21 protein-coding genes are annotated in these 22,870 nt (G+C 64.1%); 13 read left to right on the top strand and 8 right to left on the bottom strand.

Annotated elements, in window-relative coordinates:
* Nucleotides 1–26: 26 nt before the first annotated feature.
* A complete protein-coding gene (locus tag HB630_RS07605; RefSeq protein WP_213771399.1) occupies nucleotides 27–1,085 on the top strand; it encodes a YeeE/YedE family protein in 1,059 nt (352 codons plus the stop codon).
* Between the two features lie 10 nt (nucleotides 1,086–1,095).
* On the opposite strand, the gene HB630_RS07600 is transcribed toward HB630_RS07605, so the two are convergent.
* The 4 genes from HB630_RS07600 to HB630_RS07585 all read right to left on the bottom strand — a co-directional run bounded on the left by HB630_RS07600 (nucleotide 1,096) and on the right by HB630_RS07585 (nucleotide 5,641).
* On the bottom strand, nucleotides 1,096–2,319 hold the full coding sequence (locus HB630_RS07600; RefSeq protein WP_213771397.1) for an alpha/beta fold hydrolase: 1,224 nt from the start codon (nucleotides 2,317–2,319) through the stop codon (nucleotides 1,096–1,098).
* A 29-nt stretch (nucleotides 2,320–2,348) separates the two neighbouring features.
* Nucleotides 2,349–3,014 carry a sulfite oxidase-like oxidoreductase gene (locus tag HB630_RS07595; RefSeq protein ID WP_213771395.1) on the bottom strand — a complete coding sequence of 222 codons (666 nt, stop codon included), beginning with the start codon at nucleotides 3,012–3,014 and terminating at the stop codon, nucleotides 2,349–2,351.
* A 146-nt stretch (nucleotides 3,015–3,160) separates the two neighbouring features.
* On the bottom strand, nucleotides 3,161–4,588 hold the full coding sequence (locus HB630_RS07590; protein ID WP_213771393.1) for an amidase family protein: 1,428 nt from the start codon (nucleotides 4,586–4,588) through the stop codon (nucleotides 3,161–3,163).
* Nucleotides 4,589–4,864: 276 nt separating this feature from the next.
* On the bottom strand, nucleotides 4,865–5,641 hold the full coding sequence (locus HB630_RS07585) for an SDR family oxidoreductase (RefSeq protein WP_213771391.1): 777 nt from the start codon (nucleotides 5,639–5,641) through the stop codon (nucleotides 4,865–4,867).
* A 194-nt stretch (nucleotides 5,642–5,835) separates the two neighbouring features.
* Between HB630_RS07585 and HB630_RS07580 the strand changes: the two genes are divergently transcribed.
* Nucleotides 5,836–6,915, top strand: a complete 1,080-nt coding sequence (locus HB630_RS07580) for a tartrate dehydrogenase (RefSeq protein WP_213771389.1) — start codon at nucleotides 5,836–5,838, stop codon at nucleotides 6,913–6,915.
* A 454-nt stretch (nucleotides 6,916–7,369) separates the two neighbouring features.
* Nucleotides 7,370–8,089, top strand: coding sequence for an OmpW family protein (locus HB630_RS07575; protein ID WP_249780717.1), 720 nt, complete (start codon nucleotides 7,370–7,372; stop codon nucleotides 8,087–8,089).
* Between the two features lie 92 nt (nucleotides 8,090–8,181).
* Here HB630_RS07575 and HB630_RS07570 read toward each other — a convergent pair whose 3' ends face one another.
* Genes HB630_RS07570 through HB630_RS07560 form a run of 3 tightly spaced genes read right to left on the bottom strand, consistent with a single transcriptional unit; the run spans nucleotide 8,182 to nucleotide 11,360 of the window.
* Nucleotides 8,182–9,093, bottom strand: coding sequence for an NAD(P)-dependent oxidoreductase (locus tag HB630_RS07570; protein WP_213771387.1), 912 nt, complete (start codon nucleotides 9,091–9,093; stop codon nucleotides 8,182–8,184).
* A 43-nt stretch (nucleotides 9,094–9,136) separates the two neighbouring features.
* Nucleotides 9,137–10,387 carry a Zn-dependent hydrolase gene (locus HB630_RS07565; RefSeq protein WP_213771385.1) on the bottom strand — a complete coding sequence of 417 codons (1,251 nt, stop codon included), beginning with the start codon at nucleotides 10,385–10,387 and terminating at the stop codon, nucleotides 9,137–9,139.
* A 55-nt stretch (nucleotides 10,388–10,442) separates the two neighbouring features.
* Nucleotides 10,443–11,360 (bottom strand): LysR family transcriptional regulator, encoded by a 918-nt coding sequence (locus tag HB630_RS07560; RefSeq protein WP_213771383.1) that lies wholly within the window; start codon nucleotides 11,358–11,360, stop codon nucleotides 10,443–10,445.
* A 116-nt stretch (nucleotides 11,361–11,476) separates the two neighbouring features.
* Here HB630_RS07560 and HB630_RS07555 point away from each other — a divergent pair, with 116 nt between their 5' ends.
* The 6 genes from HB630_RS07555 to HB630_RS07530 all read left to right on the top strand — a co-directional run bounded on the left by HB630_RS07555 (nucleotide 11,477) and on the right by HB630_RS07530 (nucleotide 16,940).
* Nucleotides 11,477–12,307, top strand: a complete 831-nt coding sequence (locus HB630_RS07555) for a putative hydro-lyase (RefSeq protein WP_213771381.1) — start codon at nucleotides 11,477–11,479, stop codon at nucleotides 12,305–12,307.
* A gap of 85 nt (nucleotides 12,308–12,392) precedes the next feature.
* On the top strand, nucleotides 12,393–13,637 hold the full coding sequence (locus HB630_RS07550; RefSeq protein WP_213771379.1) for an ABC transporter substrate-binding protein: 1,245 nt from the start codon (nucleotides 12,393–12,395) through the stop codon (nucleotides 13,635–13,637).
* Nucleotides 13,638–13,662: 25 nt separating this feature from the next.
* Nucleotides 13,663–14,541 (top strand): branched-chain amino acid ABC transporter permease, encoded by an 879-nt coding sequence (locus HB630_RS07545; RefSeq protein WP_213771377.1) that lies wholly within the window; start codon nucleotides 13,663–13,665, stop codon nucleotides 14,539–14,541.
* Complete coding sequence (locus HB630_RS07540; RefSeq protein WP_213771376.1) at nucleotides 14,541–15,524, top strand: branched-chain amino acid ABC transporter permease; 984 nt, start codon at nucleotides 14,541–14,543, stop codon at nucleotides 15,522–15,524. The genes HB630_RS07545 and HB630_RS07540 overlap by 1 nt, the downstream gene beginning before the upstream one ends.
* The gene (locus tag HB630_RS07535; RefSeq protein ID WP_213771374.1) at nucleotides 15,521–16,252 is read left to right on the top strand and encodes an ABC transporter ATP-binding protein; all 732 of its coding nucleotides are present in this window, start codon (nucleotides 15,521–15,523) and stop codon (nucleotides 16,250–16,252) included. The genes HB630_RS07540 and HB630_RS07535 overlap by 4 nt, the downstream gene beginning before the upstream one ends.
* Entirely contained in the window at nucleotides 16,236–16,940 is a 705-nt protein-coding gene (locus HB630_RS07530) for an ABC transporter ATP-binding protein (protein ID WP_213771372.1), read from the top strand. Before HB630_RS07535 ends, HB630_RS07530 begins: the two co-directional genes overlap by 17 nt.
* A 137-nt stretch (nucleotides 16,941–17,077) precedes the next feature.
* Here the strand turns inward: HB630_RS07530 and HB630_RS07525 are convergent, their stop codons facing one another.
* The gene (locus HB630_RS07525; RefSeq protein ID WP_213771370.1) at nucleotides 17,078–17,737 is read right to left on the bottom strand and encodes an aldolase; all 660 of its coding nucleotides are present in this window, start codon (nucleotides 17,735–17,737) and stop codon (nucleotides 17,078–17,080) included.
* A gap of 181 nt (nucleotides 17,738–17,918) precedes the next feature.
* Between HB630_RS07525 and ltnD the strand changes: the two genes are divergently transcribed.
* The 4 genes from ltnD (at nucleotide 17,919) to HB630_RS07505 (ending at nucleotide 22,820) form a co-directional block, all read left to right on the top strand.
* Nucleotides 17,919–18,836, top strand: coding sequence for an L-threonate dehydrogenase (gene ltnD, locus HB630_RS07520; protein WP_213771368.1), 918 nt, complete (start codon nucleotides 17,919–17,921; stop codon nucleotides 18,834–18,836).
* A gap of 25 nt (nucleotides 18,837–18,861) precedes the next feature.
* Nucleotides 18,862–19,644, top strand: coding sequence for a 2-oxo-tetronate isomerase (gene otnI / locus HB630_RS07515; RefSeq protein ID WP_213771366.1), 783 nt, complete (start codon nucleotides 18,862–18,864; stop codon nucleotides 19,642–19,644).
* Entirely contained in the window at nucleotides 19,641–20,942 is a 1,302-nt protein-coding gene (gene otnK / locus HB630_RS07510; RefSeq protein WP_213771364.1) for a 3-oxo-tetronate kinase, read from the top strand. The genes otnI and otnK overlap by 4 nt, the downstream gene beginning before the upstream one ends.
* A 186-nt stretch (nucleotides 20,943–21,128) precedes the next feature.
* Nucleotides 21,129–22,820 (top strand): methyl-accepting chemotaxis protein, encoded by a 1,692-nt coding sequence (locus HB630_RS07505; RefSeq protein ID WP_213771362.1) that lies wholly within the window; start codon nucleotides 21,129–21,131, stop codon nucleotides 22,818–22,820.
* Nucleotides 22,821–22,870 lie beyond the last annotated feature (50 nt).

The raw sequence follows: 22,870 nt of genomic DNA, 5'->3' as shown, positions 1-22,870 counted from the left end.
ACCGCCAGAACATTCGGGACCGGGACATGCCATCCGCTGCCAATATCGTCATCCTGTCCGGCCTGGTGATCGGCCTGATCTATGGCTCGGTCGGCCTGCTCAGCGGGTTTTGCCTGATGAGCAGTCTGCGCGGCTGGTGGGCGCAGGGTGACAGCCGGTTGGTGCGCAGCTACGCGCTGGCGATGGGCGTGGCGATCGCGGCGACGCAGCTTCTCGCCGTGCGGCAGGTGGTCGATCTCGGCAAGTCGATCTACCTGCAGCCGACCTTTTCGGCGCCGCTGATGTTTGTCGGCGGCGTGCTGTTCGGCTATGGCATGGTGCTGTCGAACGGCTGCGGTTCGCGCGCGCTGGTGCTGCTGGGGCGCGGCAATCTGCGCTCGCTGGTCGTGGTGATCGTGCTCGGTGTCGCCGCGGAGATGACGCTGAAGGGGCTGATCGCGCCGGGGCGTATCGCGCTGTTGCAATGGACGCAGATGACGGCAAGTGCGACCTCGCTGCCGGCGCTGATTGCCAAATTCGGCGTCAGCGAGACTTTTGCGCGAACGCTCGCGGCGCCGGTCATCAGCGCGGCCCTGATCATTTTCGCTTTTGCCCACGTCCCGTTCCAGCGCGCCTGGGGCCAGATCGCGGCGGGAGCCATCGTCGGCCTGTTGATCGCCGCGGGATGGTTCGCCACCGGTTGCCTCGGCGCCGACGACTTCAACCCGACGCCGGTGACCTCGCTCACTTTCGTCGCGCCGATCGCCGATACGCTGCAATACGCGATGCTGTCGACGGGACTGACATTGAACTTCGGCATCGTGACGGTGATCGGCGTTTTCACCGGCAGCCTGATGACGGCGCTGGCGACGCAACGTTTCCACTGGGAAGGCTATACCTCGCCGCAACACATGCTGCGCTCGGTCGGCGGCGCGGTGCTGATGGGGGCCGGCGGCGCGATGGCCCTAGGCTGTTCGGTCGGGCAGGGCCTGACCGGCCTGTCGACGCTGGCGCTGGCGTCCTTTGTGGCGGTGGCCGGAATCTTTCTCGGCACCGCCATCGGCCTGCGCGGCGCGCTGCGGGTCCGGCCGCTGGCCTCGGCGTAGAGCTGCTGCCTTAACCCGCGGCCTTGGTCACGATGTGGATCTCCGACGTCAGCGTGCGATGCACCGGGCATTTGTCAGCGATCTCCAGCAGCTTCTGGCGCTGTTCGGCGTCGAGCGGGCCTTCCATCGCGATGACCCGGTCGATCCGGTCGAGCATGCCGGCCTTGGTTTCGCACTCGGCGCAGTCTTCCGCATGGATCTTGCTGTGCGTCAGCGTCACCGTCGTTCGCTCCAGCGGCAGCGACTTGCGGTCGGCATAGAGGCGCATGGTCATCGACGTGCAGGCGCCGAGTCCGGCCAGCACGAAGTCATAGGGGCCGGGACCGCTATCCGCGCCGCCGGCCGCGACCGGCTCATCGGCTATCATCTGATGCGGTCCGACGGTGATCGTCTGCTGAAACTTGCCGGTGCGGGTCTCGCGCACCACGACGTTGCGCGGCGCTGCGCTGGGATCGGCCGCCGGTTCGATCGCGGCGGGATCGATGTAGCGTTCGGCCCAGGCGGCGATGACATCGGCGACATAGAGGGCGTCGCCCTTGCCGGTCAGCAGATGGTCGGCGTCCGCCAGCGACACGAAACTCTTGGGATGCCTGGCGGCGACGAAGATTCGGGTCGCGTTGTCGATGCCGACGGTGTCGTCGGACGGCGCGTGCATGATCAACAGCGCCTTGTGCAGCCCGGCGACATGCGCCATCAGCTCGTGCTCGGCGACATCGTCGAGGAATTCGCGCGTGATGCGGAACGGCCTGCCGGCGAGCGAGACTTCCGCCGTTCCGAGCCTGCGGATATCCTCGACGCGATCCTTGAACAGGTTGGTGATATGCGCGGGATCGGAGGGCGCGGCGATGGTGACGACCGCCTTCGCCTCCGGAATTTGTCCGGCGGCGGCGAGGATCGCGGCGCCGCCCAGGCTGTGGCCGATCAGGATCGCCGGCGCCTGGCGGGTCTCGCGCAGATGATCGGCGGCGCGGACGAGATCGGCGACATTCGACGTAAAGGTCGAATTGGCGAAATCGCCTTCGCTGGAGCCGAGGCCGGTGAAATCGAACCGCAGCACCGCGATGCCTTTTGCCGCCAGCGCCACGGCGATGCGTTTGGCCGCGAGCGCATCCTTGCCGCAGGTGAAGCAGTGGGCGAACAGCGCATAGCCACGAACCGCGCCGTCCGGCGTATCCAGCGCCGCGGCCAATTGATGGCCGTCCGCGCCCGTGAATTGGAAGCGTTCATAAGGCACCGGCGTTCTCCATCGTTAGGGCGGCTACGTCAGTCGTTGGAATAGCGTTGTTCTTGCCAGGGATCGCCGCGATTGTGATAGCCGCGGACTTCCCAATAGCCCGGCGCATCGTCACTGCGGAATTCGATGCGTTGCAGCCATTTGGCGCTTTTCCAGAAATAGAGATGCGGCACCACCAGCCGCACCGGGCCGCCATGCTCCTGTTCCAGCGGCGCCTCCGACCAGCGATGCGCGAGCAGGGCGTCCTCGGCGGCGAAATCCTCCAGCGCGAGATTCGTGGTGTAGCCGTCATGGGAATGCAGCACGACAAAGCGGGCTTCGTCGCGCGGCCGGCAGGCCGCCAGCAGGTCGCGGGTCGCTAGCCCTTCCCACTGGTTGTCGTAACGCGACCAGGTGGTGACGCAGTGGATGTCGGACCGGAACTGTGTCTGCGGCTGCGCGGTGAATGCGGCCCAATTCCAGAAAATCGGATTTTCGACCGCGCCGTACACGTCGAGCCGCCAGCGCTCGCGTGAAATGTTCGGCGTCAGCCCGAGGTCGAGCACCGGCCAGTCCCGGGTCAGATGCTGTCCGGGCGGCAGGCGTTGCTCCTGCGGCCGCGCCGTCTTGCCGGTGAGAAAGCGTCCCTGCTGCGCCCAGCGTTGCTTGCTGCGCGTCAGCTTGCTGATCGGAGGCGGGTCGTTTTCCTCGGTCATGTCTTCCCCGGCGATGTCGGGATCTAGTTATTCACGATGCTGTGGCCGTGCCAGGGTATCGGCCCTTTAGGCCGTGCTTCCGGACCATAACGGCAATCGCCGCGGACCGCGCACGGTTCCTTCCGGCGATGTGTCCCGTATCGGTGCTATTTGGCCGGGCGCGGGTCGATCGGGACCGTGCCGCGCACGCCCAGAATATCCTCCAGCAACTTGCCGCCTGCGAGAAGCTGGGCCTCGCCGCGCGGCGGCGCCACGATCTGAAGCCCGACCGGCAGGCCGGAGGCGGTGAAGCCGCACGGCAACGACAAAGCCGGGCAACAGACCAGCGTGATCGCGTAGACGATGCCGAGCCATTCGACATAATTGTCGAATTTCTTGCCGGCGCATTCGGCGACGTAGCGGTTCTCGACCGGAAAGGGCGGCACGATCGTGGCCGGCGCCAGCAACAAATCGTAGCTGTTGAAGAATTCGAGCGTGCGCGCGGTCATCGCGACCCGTTGCGCTTCGGCGCGTTCCAGCTGCTCGACGGTGAGCTTGAGGCCCTCCTCGATATTCCAGATCACCTCCGGCTTGAGCTGGTCGCGCTTGTCGCGCAGTAGCGCCGCCTTGCTGATCGCGAAATCGAACGCGCGCAGCACGTGGAAACATTCATGCGCCTCGCGCAAATCCGGATGCGCCTCCTCGACGATCGCGCCGGCCTCGGCGAAACGTTGCGCCGCCTTGCGGGTGATGGCCACGACCTCGGGATCGACCGGGGTGATGCCGAGATCGGGCGAATAGGCGATGCGCTTGGGCTTGTTGCCGGATCGGGCGGACGACAGGAACGAAGTCGGCAGCAGGGGCAGGGACAGCGGATCGGCCGGATGCTCGCCGCTCATCGCATCGAGCAACAGTGCGAGATCCTCGACATTGCGGGCCATCGGTCCCTGCACCGTCAGATTGCGGTCGATCTTGAAGGCGGGGCTGCGCGCGACCCGGCCGATGCTCGGGCGCAGGCCGACGACGCCGCAGAAGCTCGCGGGATTGCGCAGGGAGCCGCCCATGTCGGAGCCCTGGGCGAGCCAGGCCGTGCCGGTGGCGAGCGCCACCGCCGCGCCGCCCGAGGAGCCGGCGGCGGATCGTGAAATGTCCCAGGGGTTGCGCGTTGCGCCGAACACTTCGTTGAAGGTATTGGCGCCGGCACCGAATTCCGGCGTGTTCGATTTGGCGTAGATCACCCCGCCGTTGGTTTCGAGCCGCTCGACCAGGATATCGGAGCGCGCGGGGATGTTGTTGGTGTAGATCGGCGAACCCTGGGTGGTCCGCACGCCCGCGACATTGGTCAGGTCCTTGATCGGTATCGGCAAGCCGGCGAGCAGTCCGCGCTCGGCGGCGGGCTTTTTCATCAGCGCCTTGGCGTGGGTTCGGGCGCGGTCGAAGCAGAGTGTCGGCAACGCGTTGACCTTGCCGTCGACCTCCGCGATCCGCTTTTCCAGCACGTCGAGCAGGTCGAGCGGTGTGACCTCGCCGGAATTCAATTTATCGACGATGGTACACGCCGTTTCCCGAACCAATCCCTGATCAGCCACTCGCATTTCTCCGTTCATTCCGCTTCGTAGGCACCGCATGGTGCTGTAGAACATTTTCCGGCAAAGTGGAACGCGCCAAAGCCCGGCGGCGATCGGCTGATCCGGCATCTGTTCGAGCGGACGGCTTAATTAGGTACGCCGTCATTCCGGGATGGTGCGTCAGCACCAGACCTCAGATGCGCAATGGCGCATCGGGGAATCTCGAGATTCTCCGATGTGCCATTGCACATCGTAGTTCGATGCTTTGCATCGCCCCGGAATGACGGCATTTGAATGTTTTGCCTAGCCCCAGCCTGCGGCGATACCGCCGTCGACGGTAAAGATCACGCCCGAGGTATAGCCGGAGCGGTCCGAGGCCAGGAATGCCATCAGGTCGCCGATCTCGCGCGCATGCGCGGGACGGCCGAGCGGCAGGCTTTTCTGGAATTCGGTGTAGCGGTTTTCATCGCCGAACTGGTTCCTGGCGCGCGTCTTCTGCAAGGTGATATGGCGGTCGGTGCCGACCGGGCCGGGATTGATGCCGACCACGCGGATATTATCGGCGAGGCTCTTGCCGCCGAGCGCGCGGGTGAACGCCATCAGTGCGGCATTGCCGGCGCTGCCGCAGATATAATTGGCGTCGAACCTCTCACCGGCGGCGCCGATATCGTTGACGATGACGCCGTGGCCCTGCGCCTTCATCTGCGCATAGATGGCGCGGGTGAGATTGATATAGCCGAACACCTTCAGGTCCCAGGCGTGACGCCAGGTCGCTTCGTCGATCTTGTCGAGCGGCCCGCCGGGGATGTCGCCGGCATTGTTGACGAGGATGTCGATTTCGGCAGCCTCTTTGACCAGCCGGGCGATGTCCTCGGGTTTGCGCAGGTCGACGACAAGCGCGGTCGCGTCGATTTGATGCGAGGCGCGTAGCCGTTCCGCGAGCGCCTTGAGCTGATCGCCGCTGCGGGCGGCTAGCAGGAGATGGCAGCCTTCTTCGGCGAACGCCTCGGCCGCTGCGGCGCCGATGCCTTTCGATGCGCCGGTGATCAGGACACGCTTGCCACGCAAATGGAGATCCATGGGATTGCTCTTTTTTGTTGGAGACGCCGGGTTCGAGATATCGGGGAATAGCGAGGGGGTTTGGATAGTTAGGAGCAGGCCGCCGGAGCGGTCAACATCGCAATGCAGTGTTGCACCCCGGCCGGGTTTGGTCCATTGCAGTCCCGGCCAAATAAGCGGCGTTGCCGGCGTGGCAACAGCGAAGGGAGATCTCGATGAGCAGTGCAAAAAAGCAATACCGGATCGCGGTCATCCCCGGCGACGGCATCGGCAAGGAAGTCGCCCCGGAGGGGTTGCGGGTATTGGAAGCGGCGGCCAAAAAGCACGGCGTCGCCGTGCATTTCGACCATTTCGATTTCGCGTCCTGGGATTATTACGACAAGCACGGCCAGATGATGCCGGACGACTGGAAAGAACAGATCGGCAAGCACGATGCGATCTATTTCGGTGCGGTCGGCTGGCCGGCTAAAATCCCCGATCACGTTTCGTTGTGGGGATCGCTGATCAAGTTCCGGCGAGAATTCGATCAATACGTCAATCTTCGCCCGGTGCGGCTGATGCCGGGGGTGCCGTCGCCGCTCGCAGGCCGCAAGCCCGGCGATATCGATTTCTGGGTGGTGCGCGAGAACACCGAAGGCGAATATTCCTCGGTCGGCGGCCGGATGTTTCCGGACACCGAGCGCGAATTCGTCACCCAGCAGACCGTGATGACGCGGATCGGCGTCGACCGTATTCTGAAATTCGCGTTCGATCTGGCGCAGTCGCGGCCGAAGAAGCACCTGACCTCGGCGACCAAATCCAACGGCATCTCCATCACCATGCCGTATTGGGACGAGCGCGTGGAGGCGATGGCAAAGAAATATCCGGCCGTAAAGTGGGACAAGTTTCACATCGATATTCTCACGGCGAATTTCGTGCTGCACCCGGACTGGTTCGACGTCGTGGTCGGCTCCAATTTGTTCGGCGACATCCTGTCCGATCTTGGTCCGGCCTGCACCGGCACCATCGGCATCGCGCCGTCGGGCAATATCAATCCGGAAGGAAATTTCCCGTCGGTGTTCGAGCCGGTGCATGGCTCGGCGCCTGATATCGCGGGGCAGGGCATCGCCAATCCGATCGGCATGATCTGGTCCGGCGCGATGATGCTGGAGCATCTCGGCGAGAAGCAGGCGGCTGCCGCCATCGTCGGCGCGATCGAGCGCACGCTCGGCGAACGCACGCTGCGCACCCGCGACCTCGGCGGCAATGCCGACACCACCGCCTGCGGCAAGGCGGTCGCCGAGATGGTGGAGTAAGAAAACCCTCGTGGTGAGGAGGCGCGTAAGGCGCCGTCTCAGGACGATGCTTCGCATCGACTGGAGAACCGTGAGGCCGCGCAATCATCCTTCGAGACGCGGCCGATGGCCGCTCCTCAGGATGAGGCCGGAATGTGAAGCGGCCTGGGCGATCGCTGCGAGCCCGAGGAGCAACTGCACGCCGGCTTCGATGTGTAGCCGGTGGTGCGGCGGCTAGCTGCAATCGCTTCGCGTGCGCATTGACGCATGCGTCTGGTATGCCCGACGTGGCGTTGAACCAATCCCAAATCCGTAATTCCCGTAACCTATGACGTGTCAGCGGGGCAACAGTCGCGGGGATTTGGACGAAAAAAAGGATGATTTGATCGAGGTCAATTTTTCCGATCGACAGCCAGCCCTTTGTGAAAATCAGCCAGTGCGAAATCGTTCGTATCGGCCGTTAATGGGGATTTTCATGAAGATAAAAACAAGAATTGCGGTTTCATCGCTTGTTTTGGCTGCGGGCCTTTCTGGATTTGCGGCAGCCGGCTCCGCGGCCGACCTGCCCGCTGCGGCGCCCTACACCAAGGCACCGGCGGTCGAAGCCTGGAATCCCTGGATGATTCGCTTGCGTGCGCTCGGCGTCTTGACGCGAAATTCGGGCTCGGTCGACCAGGTACCGGGATCGGGCGTGAAGGTATCGGATGCGGTCGTTCCGGAGTTGGATATCTCCTACTTTTTCACGCGCAACATCGCCGCTGAACTTATTCTCGGTGCCACCCGTCACGACGTGACAGGCACCGGCGTTCCGGCAACGGCCGGCCTCGATGTCGGCAAAGCCTGGCTGCTTCCGCCGACGCTGACGCTGCAATATCACTTTACCGAGCTCGGCGCGTTCAAGCCCTATATCGGCGGGGGCGTGAATTATACGGTCTTCTTCAGCCAGTCGGCCGGCAACGCTTTCAACAATGCGGGCACGATCATCACCTCCAGCGACCTGCACAATACCGCAGCTCCGGTCGCGCAGATCGGTTTCGACTACATGATCGACCAGCATATCGGCGTGAACGTCGACGTCAAAAAGATCTGGCTGCGTCCGGACTGGAGCGGCACGATCGCCGGAGTTGTGCCGGTCACCGGCAAGGTCAATCTCGACCCGTGGCTGATCGGAACCGGTATCACCTACAAGTTCTGATATTCCAAATTCTGATATTCAAGGCGTTCGAGCGGGGGCCGATGAAAATTGGCCCCGCTTCTCCCGTCATTGCGAGCCAACGGCGGGACACTTCAATCTTTCGCGATCCTTCGGCAATGCGCCCAGGCCGCGCTGATCAGATTCTCATTCGCTTCCGGCGTGCGGAAGGCGGAATGCGCCGACAGCGTCACGTTCGGCAGCTTCGTCAGCGGGTGATCCGCCGGCAGCGGTTCGACGTTGAAGACGTCGAGCCCGGCGTGGCGGATGTGGCCGGACTTCAGCGCCTCGATCATGGCGGCTTCGTCGACCAGCGCCGCGCGCGCGGTGTTGACGAAGAGCACGCCCGGCCGCATCGCCGCGATCCGTTCGCGGGTCAGGAAGCCGCGGGTGTCGTCGTTCAACAGCAGATGCAGCGAGATCACGTGGCTTTGCGCCAGCAGCGCATCGATGCCGGTGAACTCGACGCCGGGAAAGTTCTTGGGCGTCCGGTTCCAGGCGATCACGCGCATACCGCTGCCGCCGGCGATGCGCGCGACCTCGGCCGCGATGCCGCCGAAGCCGATCAGGCCGAGCGTCTTGCCGGTGAGCTGCATGCCGTCCTCGCGCAGCCAGCGGCCCGCGCGCATCTCGCGGTCCATCTTGGCGATGCCGCGCGAGGCCTCCCACATCAGTGCAACGGCGCATTCGGCCACCGCCGTGTCGCCATAACCCTTGATCAGGTGAACGCTGACGCCAAGCCCGGCGAGCTCTTCCGGATTCATGTAGCTGCGCGCGCCGGTGCCGAGAAACACCACATGTTTCAGGCCGCTGCAGCGCCGCGCGACCTCGGTCGGCAACGGCGTGTGATCGATGATGACGATCTCGGCGCCGTCGAGCAGCGCCGGCATCTGATCGGAGGTGATGTCGGCGTTGCGGTTGATCGTGACCTGCGGATCGCCGGCCACCTTTTGCCGCTCGAAAATATCCGCCAGCGATCCGTTGGCATCGACGAATACTCCGCGCAACTGCATCTCCGTTTGCTGTTTGAAGGAAGCGGCCAAACCCAGGCTAGGAAGCAACGCCGGCGAGCGCCAGCACGGTATGCATCAGGACATTGGCGCCCGCGGTGCAATCGGCCTGTGTGGCGTCCTCGAGCTCATTATGGCTGATGCCGTCCTTGCAGGGCACGAACACCATCGCCGCCGGAATCACCGTGTTGAGGTTGCAGGCATCGTGGCCGGCGCCGGAGGTGATGCGCCGGTTCGAATAGCCGAGCGTCTTGGCAGCATTCTCCACCGCATCGACCAGCTTGGGATCGAAATGGGTCGGCGGCTTGCGCCAGACCAGATCGAGCGCGACCTCGACCTTGCGCCGGGCTGCGATCTCGGAAATCGCGGCGCGCAGATCCTTGTCGAGCGCATCCATGATCGCGGCATCGGCGCTGCGGCAATCGATCGTGAACGCGATCTCGCCGGGAATGACGTTGCGGGAGGGATTTGCGATCACGGCCTCGCCGACGGTGCCGACCGCGTTCGGGCCGTGTTTCCTGGCGATGCGTTCCACCGCCAGCACGATCTCCGACAAGGTCGCCAGCGCGTCGCGGCGCAGCGGCATCGGCGTCGAGCCGGCATGGCTTTCGAAGCCGGTGATCTTGCCGTCGTACCACAGCACGCCCTGGCCGGAATCGACCACGCCGATGGTCTTGCTCTCGGCTTCGAGGATCGGCCCTTGCTCGATATGCAATTCGACGAAGCTGGAAAATTTCTGCTTCCCCACCGGACTATCGCCGCGATAGCCGATGCCGTCGAGCGCTTCGGCGACCGTGATCCCCTCGGCGTCCTTGCGCGAGAGAATGTCGTCGGTGGTGAAATCGCCGACATAGGCCGCAGAGGCCATCATCGCCGGCGCGAAGCGCGAGCCTTCCTCGTTGGTCCAGTTGACGATGCAGATCGGGGTTTCGGTCTCGATTCCGGCATCGTTGAGCGTGCGGACCACTTCCAGCGCCGCCAGCGTGCCGAGCACACCGTCGAACTTGCCGCCGGTCGGCTGGGTATCGAGATGCGAGCCGAGGCCGACCGGCGGCTTCGACATGTCGCGGCCCTTGCGCAGGCCGAACATCGAGCCGAGCCCGTCGACATGCACCTCGAGCCCGGCCGCCTCGCAGGCCTTGCGGAACCAGTCGCGGACCTGCTTGTCCTCTGGCCCGAGCGTCAGCCGCCGCACGCCGCCTTTGGGCGTCGCACCGAATTTCGCGGTTTCATGAATCGTGCCCCAGAGCCGGGCGGAATCGATCTGAAGGTTGGAGGCGGTTTTTGTCATGGAGTCATTTCCATAAATCGGCGAGGCGCGCGCAGTTTCATTTTACGGCTTTATTTCAATGACGCGCCTGTTGCGGCGCGTCAACAATGACGGCGTCTTGCGCGAGCTTGGCGGCCAGTTCGGCCACGCGTTCGATGGCGACCGTGTCAGGGGAGGTAAGCCAGCTCGCCGAAAACGTCAGCGGCGGTATCTGCAGGTTGGTCGACAGCAATTGCAGGCGCTGGTCGGCCAGTTCGTTTTCGACGATCGCGGTCGGGATCACGGCGATGCCGAGGCCTTCGATCGCCATGTGAATGACGGTCGCGAGCGAAGCGCTGGCGTGCAGCCGCATCGGCGGCAGGTCCGGGCGGTTGAACAGCGAACTGACGATTTCATAAGGCGCGGTCTTGCGCGAAAAGGTGATGATGGGAAATTTCGCCAGATCATGCACGGTCAGCCTGCGCTGGCTCAGGCCCAGGGAAGGGCTGGCGAGGAAGTCCACGGGATAGTCGCACAGCACCCGGTTGCTGATGCTCGGCGCCGTCAGCGGTCCGAGCAGGAAGGCGAGCTCGATCTCCTGTGCCAGCAGGCGGGTTTGCAGGTTCGAGGTGATGTCGACCTCGATTTCCAGCGACAGGTTCGGATAGGCGTGATTGACGCGCTTGATCAGTTGCGACAGCCAAGTGTGGACGATAGTTTCGGCGACGCCGAGCCGCAACACGCCGCGCATCGCCGAACGGTCGCCGACCGCCTCCAGCATTTCAGAGCGCAGGCCGATCAGCTTCTCCGCATAGACCATCATCTGCCGCCCGCTCGGCGTCGGCAGCACCATGCGGCGGTCGCGCTGCAAAAGCCTGACCCCCACCTCGCGCTCGAGCTGCGCGATCCGCTGCGAGATCGCGGGCTGGGTGGTGTTGAGCTTCTGGGCTGCGCCGCGAAAGCTGCCGAGCGTCACCACCCACATGAAAGTCTCGATTGCCTTGAAATCCGCCATGCTTGCTGCGCCCGCAGATTGATAAATCTTGCTTATCGATCTTGATTAAAAACAACGATTAGACATTATAGTAGTCGTATGCGTCATTGCCTGTCGAGCTAAATGGAGCCGATATCATGACCAATCCGGCGAGAGTTGAACGGTCTTCCGCCGATTTATCGCCCGACGCGGATCTGCTGCCGAGCGTCGCCGCCCGTCATGCCTGCCGCACCGGGATGGCCTGGAGCACCGCCGGCGTCGCCAAGGGTTTCGTGCAGGGCAATCTCGCGATCCTGCCCGAGAAGCTTGCGGCGTCCTTTCACCGGTTTTGCCAGCTCAACCCGAAGCCGTGCCCCATCATCGGCATCTCCGATGTCGGCGACCCCCGCATTCCCGCGCTCGGGATCGACCTCGACATCCGCACCGACGTGCCGCGCTACTGCGTCTGGCGCGACGGCGAGGTGGTGGAAGAGCCGACCGATATCATGGCGCATTGGCGAGACGATCTGGTGGCGTTCGTGCTCGGCTGCTCGTTCTCGTTTGAAGAAGCACTGCTGGCGGAAGACCTGCCGATCCGCCACATCGAGCGCGATGTGCGGGTGCCGATGTACCGCACCAACATCGCCTGCAACCCGTCAGGGCCGTTTGCCGGCCCGATGGTGGTCTCGATGCGCCCGTTCAAGCCGGCGGATGCGATCCGCGCGGTGCAGGTGACCTCGCGCTTTCCCGCCGTACATGGCGCGCCGGTTCATCTCGGCCACCCGCATTCGATCGGGATCGCCGATATCGCAAAACCCGATTATGGTGACGCGGTGCCGGTGGCGGACGACGAAATCCCGGTGTTCTGGGCCTGCGGTGTGACGCCGCAAGCCGTCATCGCGGCGGCAAAACTGTCATTTGCCATCACGCATGCGCCCGGACTAATGCTGGTGACGGACCTTAAAAACAAGCAATTGGCTGTGCTTTAATGGGCAGCTTGTGCCGCTCTTTGAGGCTTTACCATCAAGTTCAGCCGCTTCATCGATAGCGGCAGATAACATAAGGGGATATTGCATGACCATCAGCCGTCGAGACGTTTTGCTCGGAGCCACCGCGACCGCCGCGCTGCTGCCGATCGCAGCCCGCGCCGACACGCCGGACGTGGCCATCGGCATCATCTATCCGTTCTCCGGCTCCAGCGCGCAGATCGGCGTCGACGCCCAGAAGGCCTTTGAGACCGCGGCCGACATCATCAACAAGAACTATGATTTCGACCTGCCGCTGGCCCGCGGTGAAGGCTTGTCCGGACTTGGCGGCGCCAAGGTACGTCTGGTGTTCGCCGACCACCAGGCCGACCCGCAGAAAGGCCGCGCCGAGGCCGAACGCCTCATCACCCAGGAAAAGGTCTGCGCCATCATCGGCACCTATCAGAGCGCGGTCGCGGTCACGGTGAGCCAGACCTGCGAGCGCTACCAGATCCCGTTCATTTCGGCCGACAATTCCTCGCCGAGCCTGCATCGCCGCGGCCTCAAATTCTATTTCCGCGCCGCCCCCCACGACGAGATGTTCTCGAAAGCGATGTTCGACTTCTTCGACGACATGAAGAAGAAGGGCACCAAGATCGATACGCTGTCGCTGTTCCACGAGGACACCATCTTCGGCACCGATTCCGGCAACGCCCAGCTCAAGCTCGCGGGCGAGCGCGGCTACAAGGTCGTGGCCGACATCAAGTACCGCGCCAATTCGCCGTCGCTGTCGGCCGAAGTGCAGCAGATCAAGGCCGCCAATGCCGACGTGCTGATGCCGTCGAGCTACACCACCGACGGCATCCTGCTGGTCAAGACCATGGGCGAACTCGGCTACAAGCCGCCGGCGATCGTCGCCCAGGATGCCGGCTTCTCCGAGCAGGCGCTGTATGACGCGGTCGGCGACAAGCTCGAAGGCGTGATCTCGCGCGGCAGCTTCTCGCTCGACCTCGCCCAGAAGCGGCCGATGGTCGGCAAGATCAACGCCATGTTCAAGGAAAAGTCGGGCAAGGACTTCAACGACTACTCGTCGCGGCAGTTCATGGGCCTGATCGTGATGGCGGATGCGATCAACCGCGCCAAGTCCACCGACGGCGACAAGATTCGCGAAGCGCTGGTCGCGACCGACATGCCGGGCGAGGTGACGATCATGCCGTGGAAGCGCGTCAAGTTCGACGAGATGGGCCAGAACAACGATGCCGACCCGGTCTTGCTGCAATATATCGGCGGCAAGTTCGTCACGATCTATCCGCAGCAAGCCGCCGTCGCCCAGCCGATGTGGCCGATGAAATAAGCGATCGGCGCGGGGGGACGGGGCCGTGACGGCTGAGACCATTATCCAGAGCCTGGCGAGCGGCCTCCTGATGGGGCTGCTCTACGGCCTGATCGCCGCCGGGCTCGCGCTGATCTTCGGCCTGATGGACGTCGTGAACTTCGCTCATGGCGAATTTCTCATGATCGCGATGTACGCGACGTTCTTCCTGTTCGCGTTTTTCGCCCTCGATCCGCTGCTGGCGGCGCCGCTGGTCGCGGCGGCGCTGTTCGTGTTCGGGGCGCTGGTCTATCTCCTGGTCGTGCGCTTTGCCGTCCGCGCCAAGGCCAATGCCGGCATGGTGCAGATCTTTTCCACCTTCGGTCTCGCCATCGTGATGCGCGGGCTGGCGCAGTATTTTTTCACGCCGGATTATCGCAGCATCACGCATTCCTGGCTCGGTGGCAAAACCATCTCGATATCCGGCATCTTCCTGCCGGTGCCGCAACTGGCCGGCGCGGTGGTCTCGATCGCGGCGTTCGCGGCGCTGTATTTCTTCATCCACAGCACCGATTTCGGCCGCGCGCTTGAGGCGACGCGTGAGGATGCCGGTGCGGTGGCGCTGGTCGGCATCGACAAGAACCGGGTGTTCGCGCTGGGCTGGGGACTCGGCGCGGCGCTGGTCGGGCTGGCCGGCGCGATCATGGCGATCTTCTTCTATGTCTATCCCGATGTCGGCGCTTCGTTCGCGCTGATCGCCTATGTCACGGTGGCGCTCGGCGGCTTCGGCAGCGTGTTCGGCGCCTTTGCCGGCGGCATCATCGTCGGCCTGGTCGAAGCCTCCACCGCGCTGATCCTGCCGCCGTCGCTGAAGTCGGTCGGCATCTACGCGGTCTATTTGCTGGTGGTCTTCATCCGGCCGCGCGGCCTGTTCGGATCGCTGTGATGGATACGAGCTTCGCCCAGCGCCGCCGCCGCGACCTGATCATCGCGGCCTGCTGCGCTGTCGCGGCCGCGCTGGTGCCCTTGTTCGTCAAGGACGTCTACATCCAGAACATCATGGTGCTGACCTTGATGTATGCAGCGCTGTCGCAGAGCTGGAACATCCTGTCCGGCTATTGCGGGCAGATATCGCTTGGACATGCGCTGTATTTCGGGCTCGGCGCCTACACCACCGCGCTTCTTTTCACCAAATTCGGCGTGCTGCCGTGGTTCGGCATGTTCGCCGGCGGGGTGATCTCGGCGCTGATCGCGATGGCGCTGGGTTATCCCTGTTTCCGCCTGCGCGGGCATTACTTCGTCATCGCCACCATCGTCATCGCCGAGACCGCGCTGTTATTGTTCCAGAATTGGGACTGGGCGGGCGCCGCGCTCGGCATCGACATTCCGGTGCGCCGCGACAGCTGGCTTTACTTTCAGTTCACCCGCAGCAAGCTGCCCTATTTCTATTTCGCGCTGGCGCTCGCCTGCGTCGCCTGGCTGGTGACCTGGTGGCTGGAGGATTCCAAATGGGGATTCTGGTGGCGCGCGGTAAAGGACAATCCGGACGCGGCCGAAAGCCTCGGCGTGGTGGTGTTCGATTCCAAGATGGGGGCGGCCGCGGTCTCCGCCTTCCTCACCGCGGTCGGCGGCAGCTTCTATGCGCAATTCGTGTCCTATATCGATCCGGAAAGCGTGATGGGTTTCCAATTCTCGCTGCTGATGGCGCTGCCGGCCGTGCTCGGCGGCATCGGCACCCTATGGGGCCCGGTGCTCGGCGCCGTCGTCCTGATCCCGCTCACCGAACTGACCCGCTCCTATATCGGCGGCTCCGGCCGCGGCGTCGACCTGATCGTCTATGGCGCGCTGATCGTTGCGATCTCGCTGGCGCGGCCGGAAGGGTTGATCGGATTGTTCTCGCGCGGCCATCCCAAGGAGCCGGCGCGATGACGGCCCTGCTGGAGACCCGCGGCGTCTGGCAACGCTTCGGCGGCCTGATCGCCAACAGCGACGTCTCGATTTCGGTCGGACGCGGCGAGATCGTCGGGCTGATCGGCCCGAACGGCGCCGGCAAGTCGACGCTGTTCAACCTGATCGCCGGCGTGCTGCCGCCGACCCAAGGCTCGATCTGGTTCGACGGCGAGGATGTGACCAAAATGCCGGCGGCGGTGCGCTGCCAGCGCGGCATCGGGCGCACCTTCCAGGTCGTGAAAAGCTTCGAGACCATGACGGTGATCGACAACGTCATCGTCGGCGCCCTGATCCGTACCACCGTGATGCGCGAGGCGCGCCGCAAGGCCCATGAGGTGCTGGAATTCGCGGGCCTTGCCGCCCGCGCCAATGTGCTCGCCAGCGACCTGGTGCCGTCGGAGAAGCGCCGGCTGGAAGTCGCCCGCGCGCTCGCGACCGAACCGAAACTGCTGCTGCTCGACGAGGTACTCACCGGCCTGACGCCGACCGAAGCACAGACCGGCGTCGACCTGGTGCGCCGGGTTCGCGATACCGGAATCACCGTGCTGATGGTCGAGCATGTCATGGAGATCGTGATGCCGCTGGTCGATCGCGCCATCGTGCTCGATCTCGGCAAGGTGCTGACCGAGGGCAAGCCGGCCGACGTCGTCCGCGATCCGAAAGTCATCACCGCCTATCTCGGGGATCGCCATGCTGTCGGTGCGTGAAGTCACCACCGCCTATCAGGGGCTGGTCGCGATCTCGGCGGTCTCGATCGAGGTCGAGAAGGGTGAGATCGTCTGCGTCGCCGGCGCCAACGGCGCGGGCAAGTCGACGCTGTTGAAATCCATCGCCGGCGCCGAACGGCCGCGCTCGGGCAGCGTCACCTTCGACGGCGCCGCCATCAACGGCCTGCCGCAGCATGTGATCACCGCGCGCGGCATCGCCTATGTGCCGGAAAATCGAAGGTTATTCCCGCGGCTGTCGGTGCGCGACAATCTGCGCCTCGGCAGCTACATGTATCGCAGCCAGGCCGATCGCGACGCACCGCTCGATCTGGTATTCAAGCTGTTTCCGCGGCTTTCCGAGCGGCTGGAGCAGCGCGCCGAAACGCTCTCTGGCGGCGAGCAGCAGATGCTGGCGATCGGGCGTGCGCTGATGACGCGGCCGCGGCTTCTGATGCTGGACGAGCCGTCGCAGGGCATCATGCCGAAACTGGTCGACGAGATCTTTGCGGCGGTGCAACGCATTCGCGACGCCGGCATGACCGTGCTGATCGTCGAGCAGCGGATGGCGGAGTGCCTCGACATCGCCGACCGTGCCTATATCCTGCAGACCGGCCGCGTGCTGATGCAGGGCGCCGCGGCCGACATCAAGAGCAATCCCGACGTGCGCAAGGCGTATCTGGGACTTTGACTTCCGTCGCCGTCACTGCGAGGAGCGCAAGCTCCGAATCAATCCATTCTTGCTTCGCTGTGTTGTGGATTGCTTCGCGGAGCTTGTCATCGGGTGCGCGTTCGCACGACCCGTTCGCTCGCAATGACGAGGAGAGACTAATCGTGCCCATGTTCCGGCAGCGCCAGCCCGAACGTCTTGGACAAATCCGCGACCTGTGCCGGCGTGAGATAACGCGGGTTCAATCCCCGCAGCAGCAGATAGAGCTTTGCGGTTTCTTCCAACTCCTCGATCGCAAACACCGCCGCCTCCAGCGTATCGCCTGAAACCACCGGACCGTGATTGGCGAGCAGCACGGAGGTATATTTTCCGGCCAGCCCCTTGATCGCGTCGGCGACGGCGGGATCGCCGGGACGATGATACGGGACCAGCGCGGTCTGGCCGCAGCGCATCAGATAATAAGGTGTCAGCGGCGGCAGCGCGGCGCGGGGATCGATCTCCGGCAGCATCGACAGCGCCATCGAATGGGTCGAATGCAGATGCACCACCGCGCGCGCGTCGCCGCGGGTCTGGTATAGCGCGCTGTGCAGCGGCACTTCCTTGGTCGGCGCATCGCCCGAGATCAGCCGCCCGTCGGCACCGAGCCGCGACAGCCGCGCCGGATCGAGGAAGCCAAGCGAGGCGTTGGTCGGCGTCACCATATAACCGCCGTCATCGAGTTTGACGCTGATATTGCCCGACGAGCCCGGTGTCAGCCCGCGCTCGAACAGCGAGCGGCCGAGCCGGCAGATTTCCTCACGGATCTTGGCGTCGCTCATCGCAGTGGCCCCTGTCGCAATAGCCTTGTCGCAGCAGCCTTTGACTGTAGGCTTGGACCGTAGGTTGGCGTTTCCCATTTTCCGTGTTGTCTCACGCTTTGGCAGCGCGGCCAAGCCGTGATAGGCAGGAGGCAAAGCCGCGCCCCAAAGCGCGGCGATGAGAAACGCCGAGGGACCGCCCATGCCTGAATCCGCATCCAGACCACGTGTTGCCGTCATCGGGCTGGGCTCGATGGGCTTTGGCATGGCGACCTCGCTCAGGCGCGCGGGGTTCGATGTCACCGGCTGCGACGTCTCGGCGGAAGCCGTGGCGCGCTTTGTCGCCGATGGCGGAAACGGCGGCAGGACGCCCGCGGCAGCCGCCAAACAGGCCGATATCGTCGTCAGCGTGGTCGTCAACGCGGCGCAGACCGAAACCATCCTATTCGGTGTGGACGGTGTCGCCGAAACGCTGGCAAGGGACGCGGTGTTCGTCTCATCGGCGACCATGGACCCCGATGTCGCGCGCCGATTGGCGAAGCAACTGGAAGCGACCGGCCGGCATTATCTCGATGCGCCGATTAGCGGCGGGGCGCAGCGTGCGGCGCAGGGCGAACTCACCATTCTGGCGTCCGGCAGCGCCACGGCTTTTGCCAAAGCGCGGCCCGCGCTCGATGCGATGGCGGCAAAACTCTATGAACTCGGCGATGCGGCCGGCCAGGGCGCCGCCTTCAAGATGATCAACCAGTTGCTCGCCGGCGTGCATATCGCCGCCGCTTCCGAGGCGATCACCTTTGCCGCCAGGCAGGGGCTCGACATTCGGAAGGTCTATGAGGTGATCACGGCGTCGGCCGGCAATTCCTGGATGTTCGAGAACCGCATGCCGCATGTGCTGGACGGCGATTACGCGCCGCGCAGCGCGGTCGAGATTTTCGTGAAAGACCTCGGCATTATCCAGGACATGGCGCGATCGGCGAAATTTCCGGTGCCGGTCGCCGCCGCGGCGTTGCAGATGTTCCTGATGACGGCGGCCTCCGGCATGGGCTGCGACGACGATGCCTCGGTGGCGCGGATGTATGCGCAGGTTACCGGTACGAAATTGCCGGGCGAACAAAAATAAAACCGACATAGAAGAGGACCGTCGAATGCCCCGTTTCGCCGCCAATCTCTCCATGATGTTCACCGAAGTGCCGTTCCTCGACCGCTTCGAGGCGGCGGCGCAAGCGGGCTTCACCGCCGTCGAATTCCTGTTTCCGTATGAGCACCCGGCCGAGCAGGTCGGCGAACGGCTCCATCGCAACGGCCTGACGCAAGCGCTGTTCAACCTGCCGCCGGGCAATTGGGCGGCCGGCGAAAAGGGCTTTGCGGCGCGGCCGGACCGTTTCGGCGATTTGCAGCAAAGCCTGTACACGGCGTTGCCTTATGCCAAGGCAACCGGCGTCAAGCGGCTGCATCTGATGGCGGGGATCGCCAGCCGCAACGACCGGACGGCGGTAGAGGCGTTCTACAAATCGGTAGCGTGGGCCGCCGAGTTCTTCGGCCCCCATGGCATCGACGTGGTGCTCGAGCCGATCAACCCGCGCAACGTGCCGGGGTATTTTCTCAACGATTTCGGCTTTGCGCGCGATCTGATCGCCGAGTTGAAGATCCCGAACCTGAAACTGCAATTCGACATCTATCACTGCCAGATCATCCACGGCGACGTGACGATGCGGCTGCGCGAGATGATGCCGATCATTGGCCACGTCCAGATCGCCAGCATTCCCTCGCGCAACGAGCCGGATGGGGAGGAACTGAACTATCCGTTCCTGTTCGATGAACTCGACCGGCTTGGCTACAGCGGCTTTGTCGGCTGCGAATATAATCCGCGCGGCAGGACATCGGACGGTCTCGGCTGGTTCAGACCCTATGCCGGAGCGAAACCGTGACGGCGGCCGCGAAATTGTCCTCTCAATTATCGCTGGGCTGCATCGCCGACGATTACACCGGCGCTTCCGACCTCGCCAACACCTTGACCCGGGCCGGACTGCGCACGGTCCAGACCATCGGTGTGCCCCCGGACGATCTGGCGCTGCCGCAAGTCGACGCGGTGGTGGTTTCGCTGAAGAGCCGCTCGATCGAAGCCCGCCTCGCGGTCGAGCGCTCGCGCGCCTCGGAAAAATGGCTACGCGGGCGAGGGGCTTGTCACATTCTGTTCAAGATCTGCTCGACCTTCGATTCCACCGACGCCGGCAATATCGGTCCGGTCATGGATGCGCTGCGCGACGATTGCGGCGAGGCCATCGTGCTGGTGACGCCGGCTTTTCCCGAAACCGGCCGCACCGTCTATCAGGGCAATCTGTTCGTGGGCCCGGTGCCTCTGAACGAAAGTCCGCTCAAGGACCATCCGCTCAATCCGATGCACGATTCCAACCTGGTGCGGGTATTGGCGCGCCAGAGTGGGACCAGGATCGGCCTTGTCGATCTCGCGGCGGTGGCGCGCGGGCCGGATGCCGTCCGGGCGCGGCTTGCCGATCTCGCGCGTCAGGGTGTTGGCGCGGCGATCATCGATGCCGTGTTCGATTCCGATCTGGAAACCATCGGCGCGGTAGCGCGGGACCACCGGCTTTCGGTCGGGGCGTCCGGCATCGGACTTGGCCTTGCCCACGCGCTGGCGTCGGCGCGGCGGGCGCAATCGAACGTGCCGGAGGCGGTTGCGGACGCGCCGGTCGGCGGGCCCGCGGCGTGCCTTGCCGGAAGCTGCTCGCAGGCAACGTTGCGGCAGATCGCCAACGCCGAAAAGACCATGCCGGTGCTTCATCTCGATCCCGAGCAGATCATTTCGGGCAAGGACGAATCCCGTCACGCGCTGGCCTGGGCCGCGGAACGGCTCAAGCAGGGGCCGGTTCTGATCGCCAGCAGTTCGGCGCCGGAGGAAGTTGCCGCTCTGCAGTCTCGGCATGGCCGCAATGCAGCCGGACATGCGATCGAGCAGGCGATGGCGGATATCGCCGAAGGGCTGGTTCAGGCAGGCGTGCGGCGGCTGGTGGTCGCCGGCGGTGAAACGTCCGGCGCGGTGGTGGATCGTCTGAAAATTCCGGCTTTTCTGGTCGGTGCGGAAATCGCGGCCGGCGTGCCGGTGTTGCGCGCCGTCGGGGCCGACGCCGGCGAAATGCTGCTGGCGCTGAAGTCGGGCAATTTCGGCGGTCCGGAATTCTTCTCCGACGCCCTCAAGCTGATGCACTGAACCGCACTGGCCGTGCGCCTCTGCCGGCGAATGGTCCGAGCCTTCGGCCTTTCCGTAATCTCACGGGTGCGAGGTTAACGTAAATGCAGGAACCGGCAGGTTTAATGCCGCCGGGGGATCCTGTCCCGCCGATTCGTAAGCTCAGCCAGAAACGCCAACACGTGCTCACCCGGAAGATTGCAAATCATGTTCGCTAAGTACTCGATTCGCGCCAAGATCACGGCCGTCGTCGCCTTCCTGCTCCTCGCGATGGCCGGTATGGGCCTGCTTGCGGTCCGGGATATGCGGGCGATCAACGCCAATACCGTTGATATCACGACCAGTTGGCTGCCAAGCGTTCGTGTGCTGGGCGATCTGCGTGCCGGCGTCATCACCTACCGCAACGTGGTGCGCGAACACCTGCTGGCCGAGACGTTGGAGGAAAAGCTGGCGGAGGAAAAGACGCTGGCCGGGGTTGTCGATCGCAACAACAAGATCCGCCAGACCTACGAGTCGTTGATTTCGGCTCCGGAGGAGCGTGCCCTCTATAATCAATGGACGCAAAGCTGGGACAAATACAAGAAAGGCGCCGAGGAAGTCATGGCGCTTTCCCGCAAGGAGGCCGGTCAGTTTCCCCACGAAGCCCATGACCTGAATACGAAAACGGTGAACAAGATCGCGCTGGAGGCGGACGAAATCCTGACCAAGGATATCGACCTCAATAATTCGGGCGCCGACAAGGTGGCCGGTGATGCGGCCGACACCTATGCTTTTGCTTTCCTGATGCTCGCGATCATCCTCGGTATCGCGGTCGTCGCCGGAACCGGCGTCGGCATCTACCTGGTCCGCGACGTCTCGACCGGCATTGCCTCGATCGTGACGCCGATGCAGGCGCTGGGCGCCGGAGATCTGACCGCGGAGGTGCCGCATCAGGGCGAGAAGACCGAGATCGGTTCGATGGCGGACGCCTTGCAAGTCTTCAAGGAAGCGTTGATCGCCAAGAAGGCCGCCGATGAAGCGGCTGCGCGTGACGCCGAAGCGAAGATCGAGCGTGGCCACCGGGTCGACAATATCACCCGCGAGTTCGAATCGATGATCGGCGAGATCGTCAACACCGTTTCCTCGGCCTCATCCCAGCTGGAGTCCTCGGCGGGTACCTTGTCGTCCACCGCGGAACGCTCGCAGCAGCTGGCCACCGCGGTCTCGGCCGCCTCGGAAGAGGCGACCGCCAATGTGCAGTCGGTGGCCTCGGCCACCGAGGAACTGTCGTCCTCCGTCAACGAGATCAGCCGGCAGGTGCAGGAATCGGCGAGGATGGCCGGCGCTGCGGTCGATCAGGCCCGCAAGACCAACGACCGGGTCGGCGAATTGTCGAAGGCGGCGGCGCGGATCGGCGACGTGGTCGAACTGATCAACACCATCGCGGGGCAGACCAACCTGCTGGCGCTGAACGCGACCATCGAGGCGGCGCGCGCCGGCGAGGCCGGTCGCGGCTTCGCGGTCGTGGCATCCGAGGTGAAAGCCCTGGCTGAGCAGACCGCGAAGGCCACCGGCGAGATCGGCCAGCAGATCACCGGCATCCAGGCCGCGACTCATGAGTCGGTCGGCGCGATCAAGGAGATCAGCGGCACCATCGAGCGGCTGTCGGAAATATCTTCGACGATCGCCGCGGCGGTGGAAGAGCAGGGCGCGGCGACCCAGGAAATCTCGCGCAACGTGCAACAGGCGGCGCAGGGCACGCAGCAGGTATCGTCCAACATCACCGACGTGCAACGGGGCGCCAGCGAGACCGGATCGGCCTCCTCGCAGGTTCTGTCGGCGGCGCAGATGCTCTCGCGCGACAGCAGCCGCCTCAAGACCGAGGTCAGCAAATTCCTCACCTCGGTCCGCGCCGCGTAACACGCTGAACGGCAATCATTGTAATGAATGTGAACTCAAACTCTTAAAGC

Source organism: Bradyrhizobium sp. dw_78 (assembly GCF_018449525.1).
Classification (GTDB): Bacteria; Pseudomonadota; Alphaproteobacteria; order Rhizobiales; family Xanthobacteraceae; genus Bradyrhizobium.
The sequence above is the reverse complement of the archived record's forward strand: the minus strand, read 5'-3'. Positions and strand labels throughout refer to the sequence as shown.

Bases quoted from the DNA above. Each gene is read 5' to 3' on its own strand.
- HB630_RS07605 (WP_213771399.1), top strand. From the start codon at position 27: ATGCCATCCGCTGCCAATATCGTCATCCTGTCCGGCCTGGTGATCGGC.
- HB630_RS07595 (WP_213771395.1), bottom strand. From the start codon at position 3,014: ATGACCGAGGAAAACGACCCGCCTCCGATCAGCAAGCTGACGCGCAGC.
- HB630_RS07590 (WP_213771393.1), bottom strand. From the start codon at position 4,588: ATGCGAGTGGCTGATCAGGGATTGGTTCGGGAAACGGCGTGTACCATC.
- HB630_RS07585 (WP_213771391.1), bottom strand. From the start codon at position 5,641: ATGGATCTCCATTTGCGTGGCAAGCGTGTCCTGATCACCGGCGCATCG.
- HB630_RS07580 (WP_213771389.1), top strand. From the start codon at position 5,836: ATGAGCAGTGCAAAAAAGCAATACCGGATCGCGGTCATCCCCGGCGAC.
- HB630_RS07575 (WP_249780717.1), top strand. From the start codon at position 7,370: ATGAAGATAAAAACAAGAATTGCGGTTTCATCGCTTGTTTTGGCTGCG.
- HB630_RS07565 (WP_213771385.1), bottom strand. From the start codon at position 10,387: ATGACAAAAACCGCCTCCAACCTTCAGATCGATTCCGCCCGGCTCTGG.
- HB630_RS07560 (WP_213771383.1), bottom strand. From the start codon at position 11,360: ATGGCGGATTTCAAGGCAATCGAGACTTTCATGTGGGTGGTGACGCTC.
- HB630_RS07555 (WP_213771381.1), top strand. From the start codon at position 11,477: ATGACCAATCCGGCGAGAGTTGAACGGTCTTCCGCCGATTTATCGCCC.
- HB630_RS07550 (WP_213771379.1), top strand. From the start codon at position 12,393: ATGACCATCAGCCGTCGAGACGTTTTGCTCGGAGCCACCGCGACCGCC.
- HB630_RS07540 (WP_213771376.1), top strand. From the start codon at position 14,541: ATGGATACGAGCTTCGCCCAGCGCCGCCGCCGCGACCTGATCATCGCG.
- HB630_RS07535 (WP_213771374.1), top strand. From the start codon at position 15,521: ATGACGGCCCTGCTGGAGACCCGCGGCGTCTGGCAACGCTTCGGCGGC.
- HB630_RS07530 (WP_213771372.1), top strand. From the start codon at position 16,236: ATGCTGTCGGTGCGTGAAGTCACCACCGCCTATCAGGGGCTGGTCGCG.
- HB630_RS07525 (WP_213771370.1), bottom strand. From the start codon at position 17,737: ATGAGCGACGCCAAGATCCGTGAGGAAATCTGCCGGCTCGGCCGCTCG.
- ltnD (WP_213771368.1), top strand. From the start codon at position 17,919: ATGCCTGAATCCGCATCCAGACCACGTGTTGCCGTCATCGGGCTGGGC.
- otnI (WP_213771366.1), top strand. From the start codon at position 18,862: ATGCCCCGTTTCGCCGCCAATCTCTCCATGATGTTCACCGAAGTGCCG.
- HB630_RS07505 (WP_213771362.1), top strand. From the start codon at position 21,129: ATGTTCGCTAAGTACTCGATTCGCGCCAAGATCACGGCCGTCGTCGCC.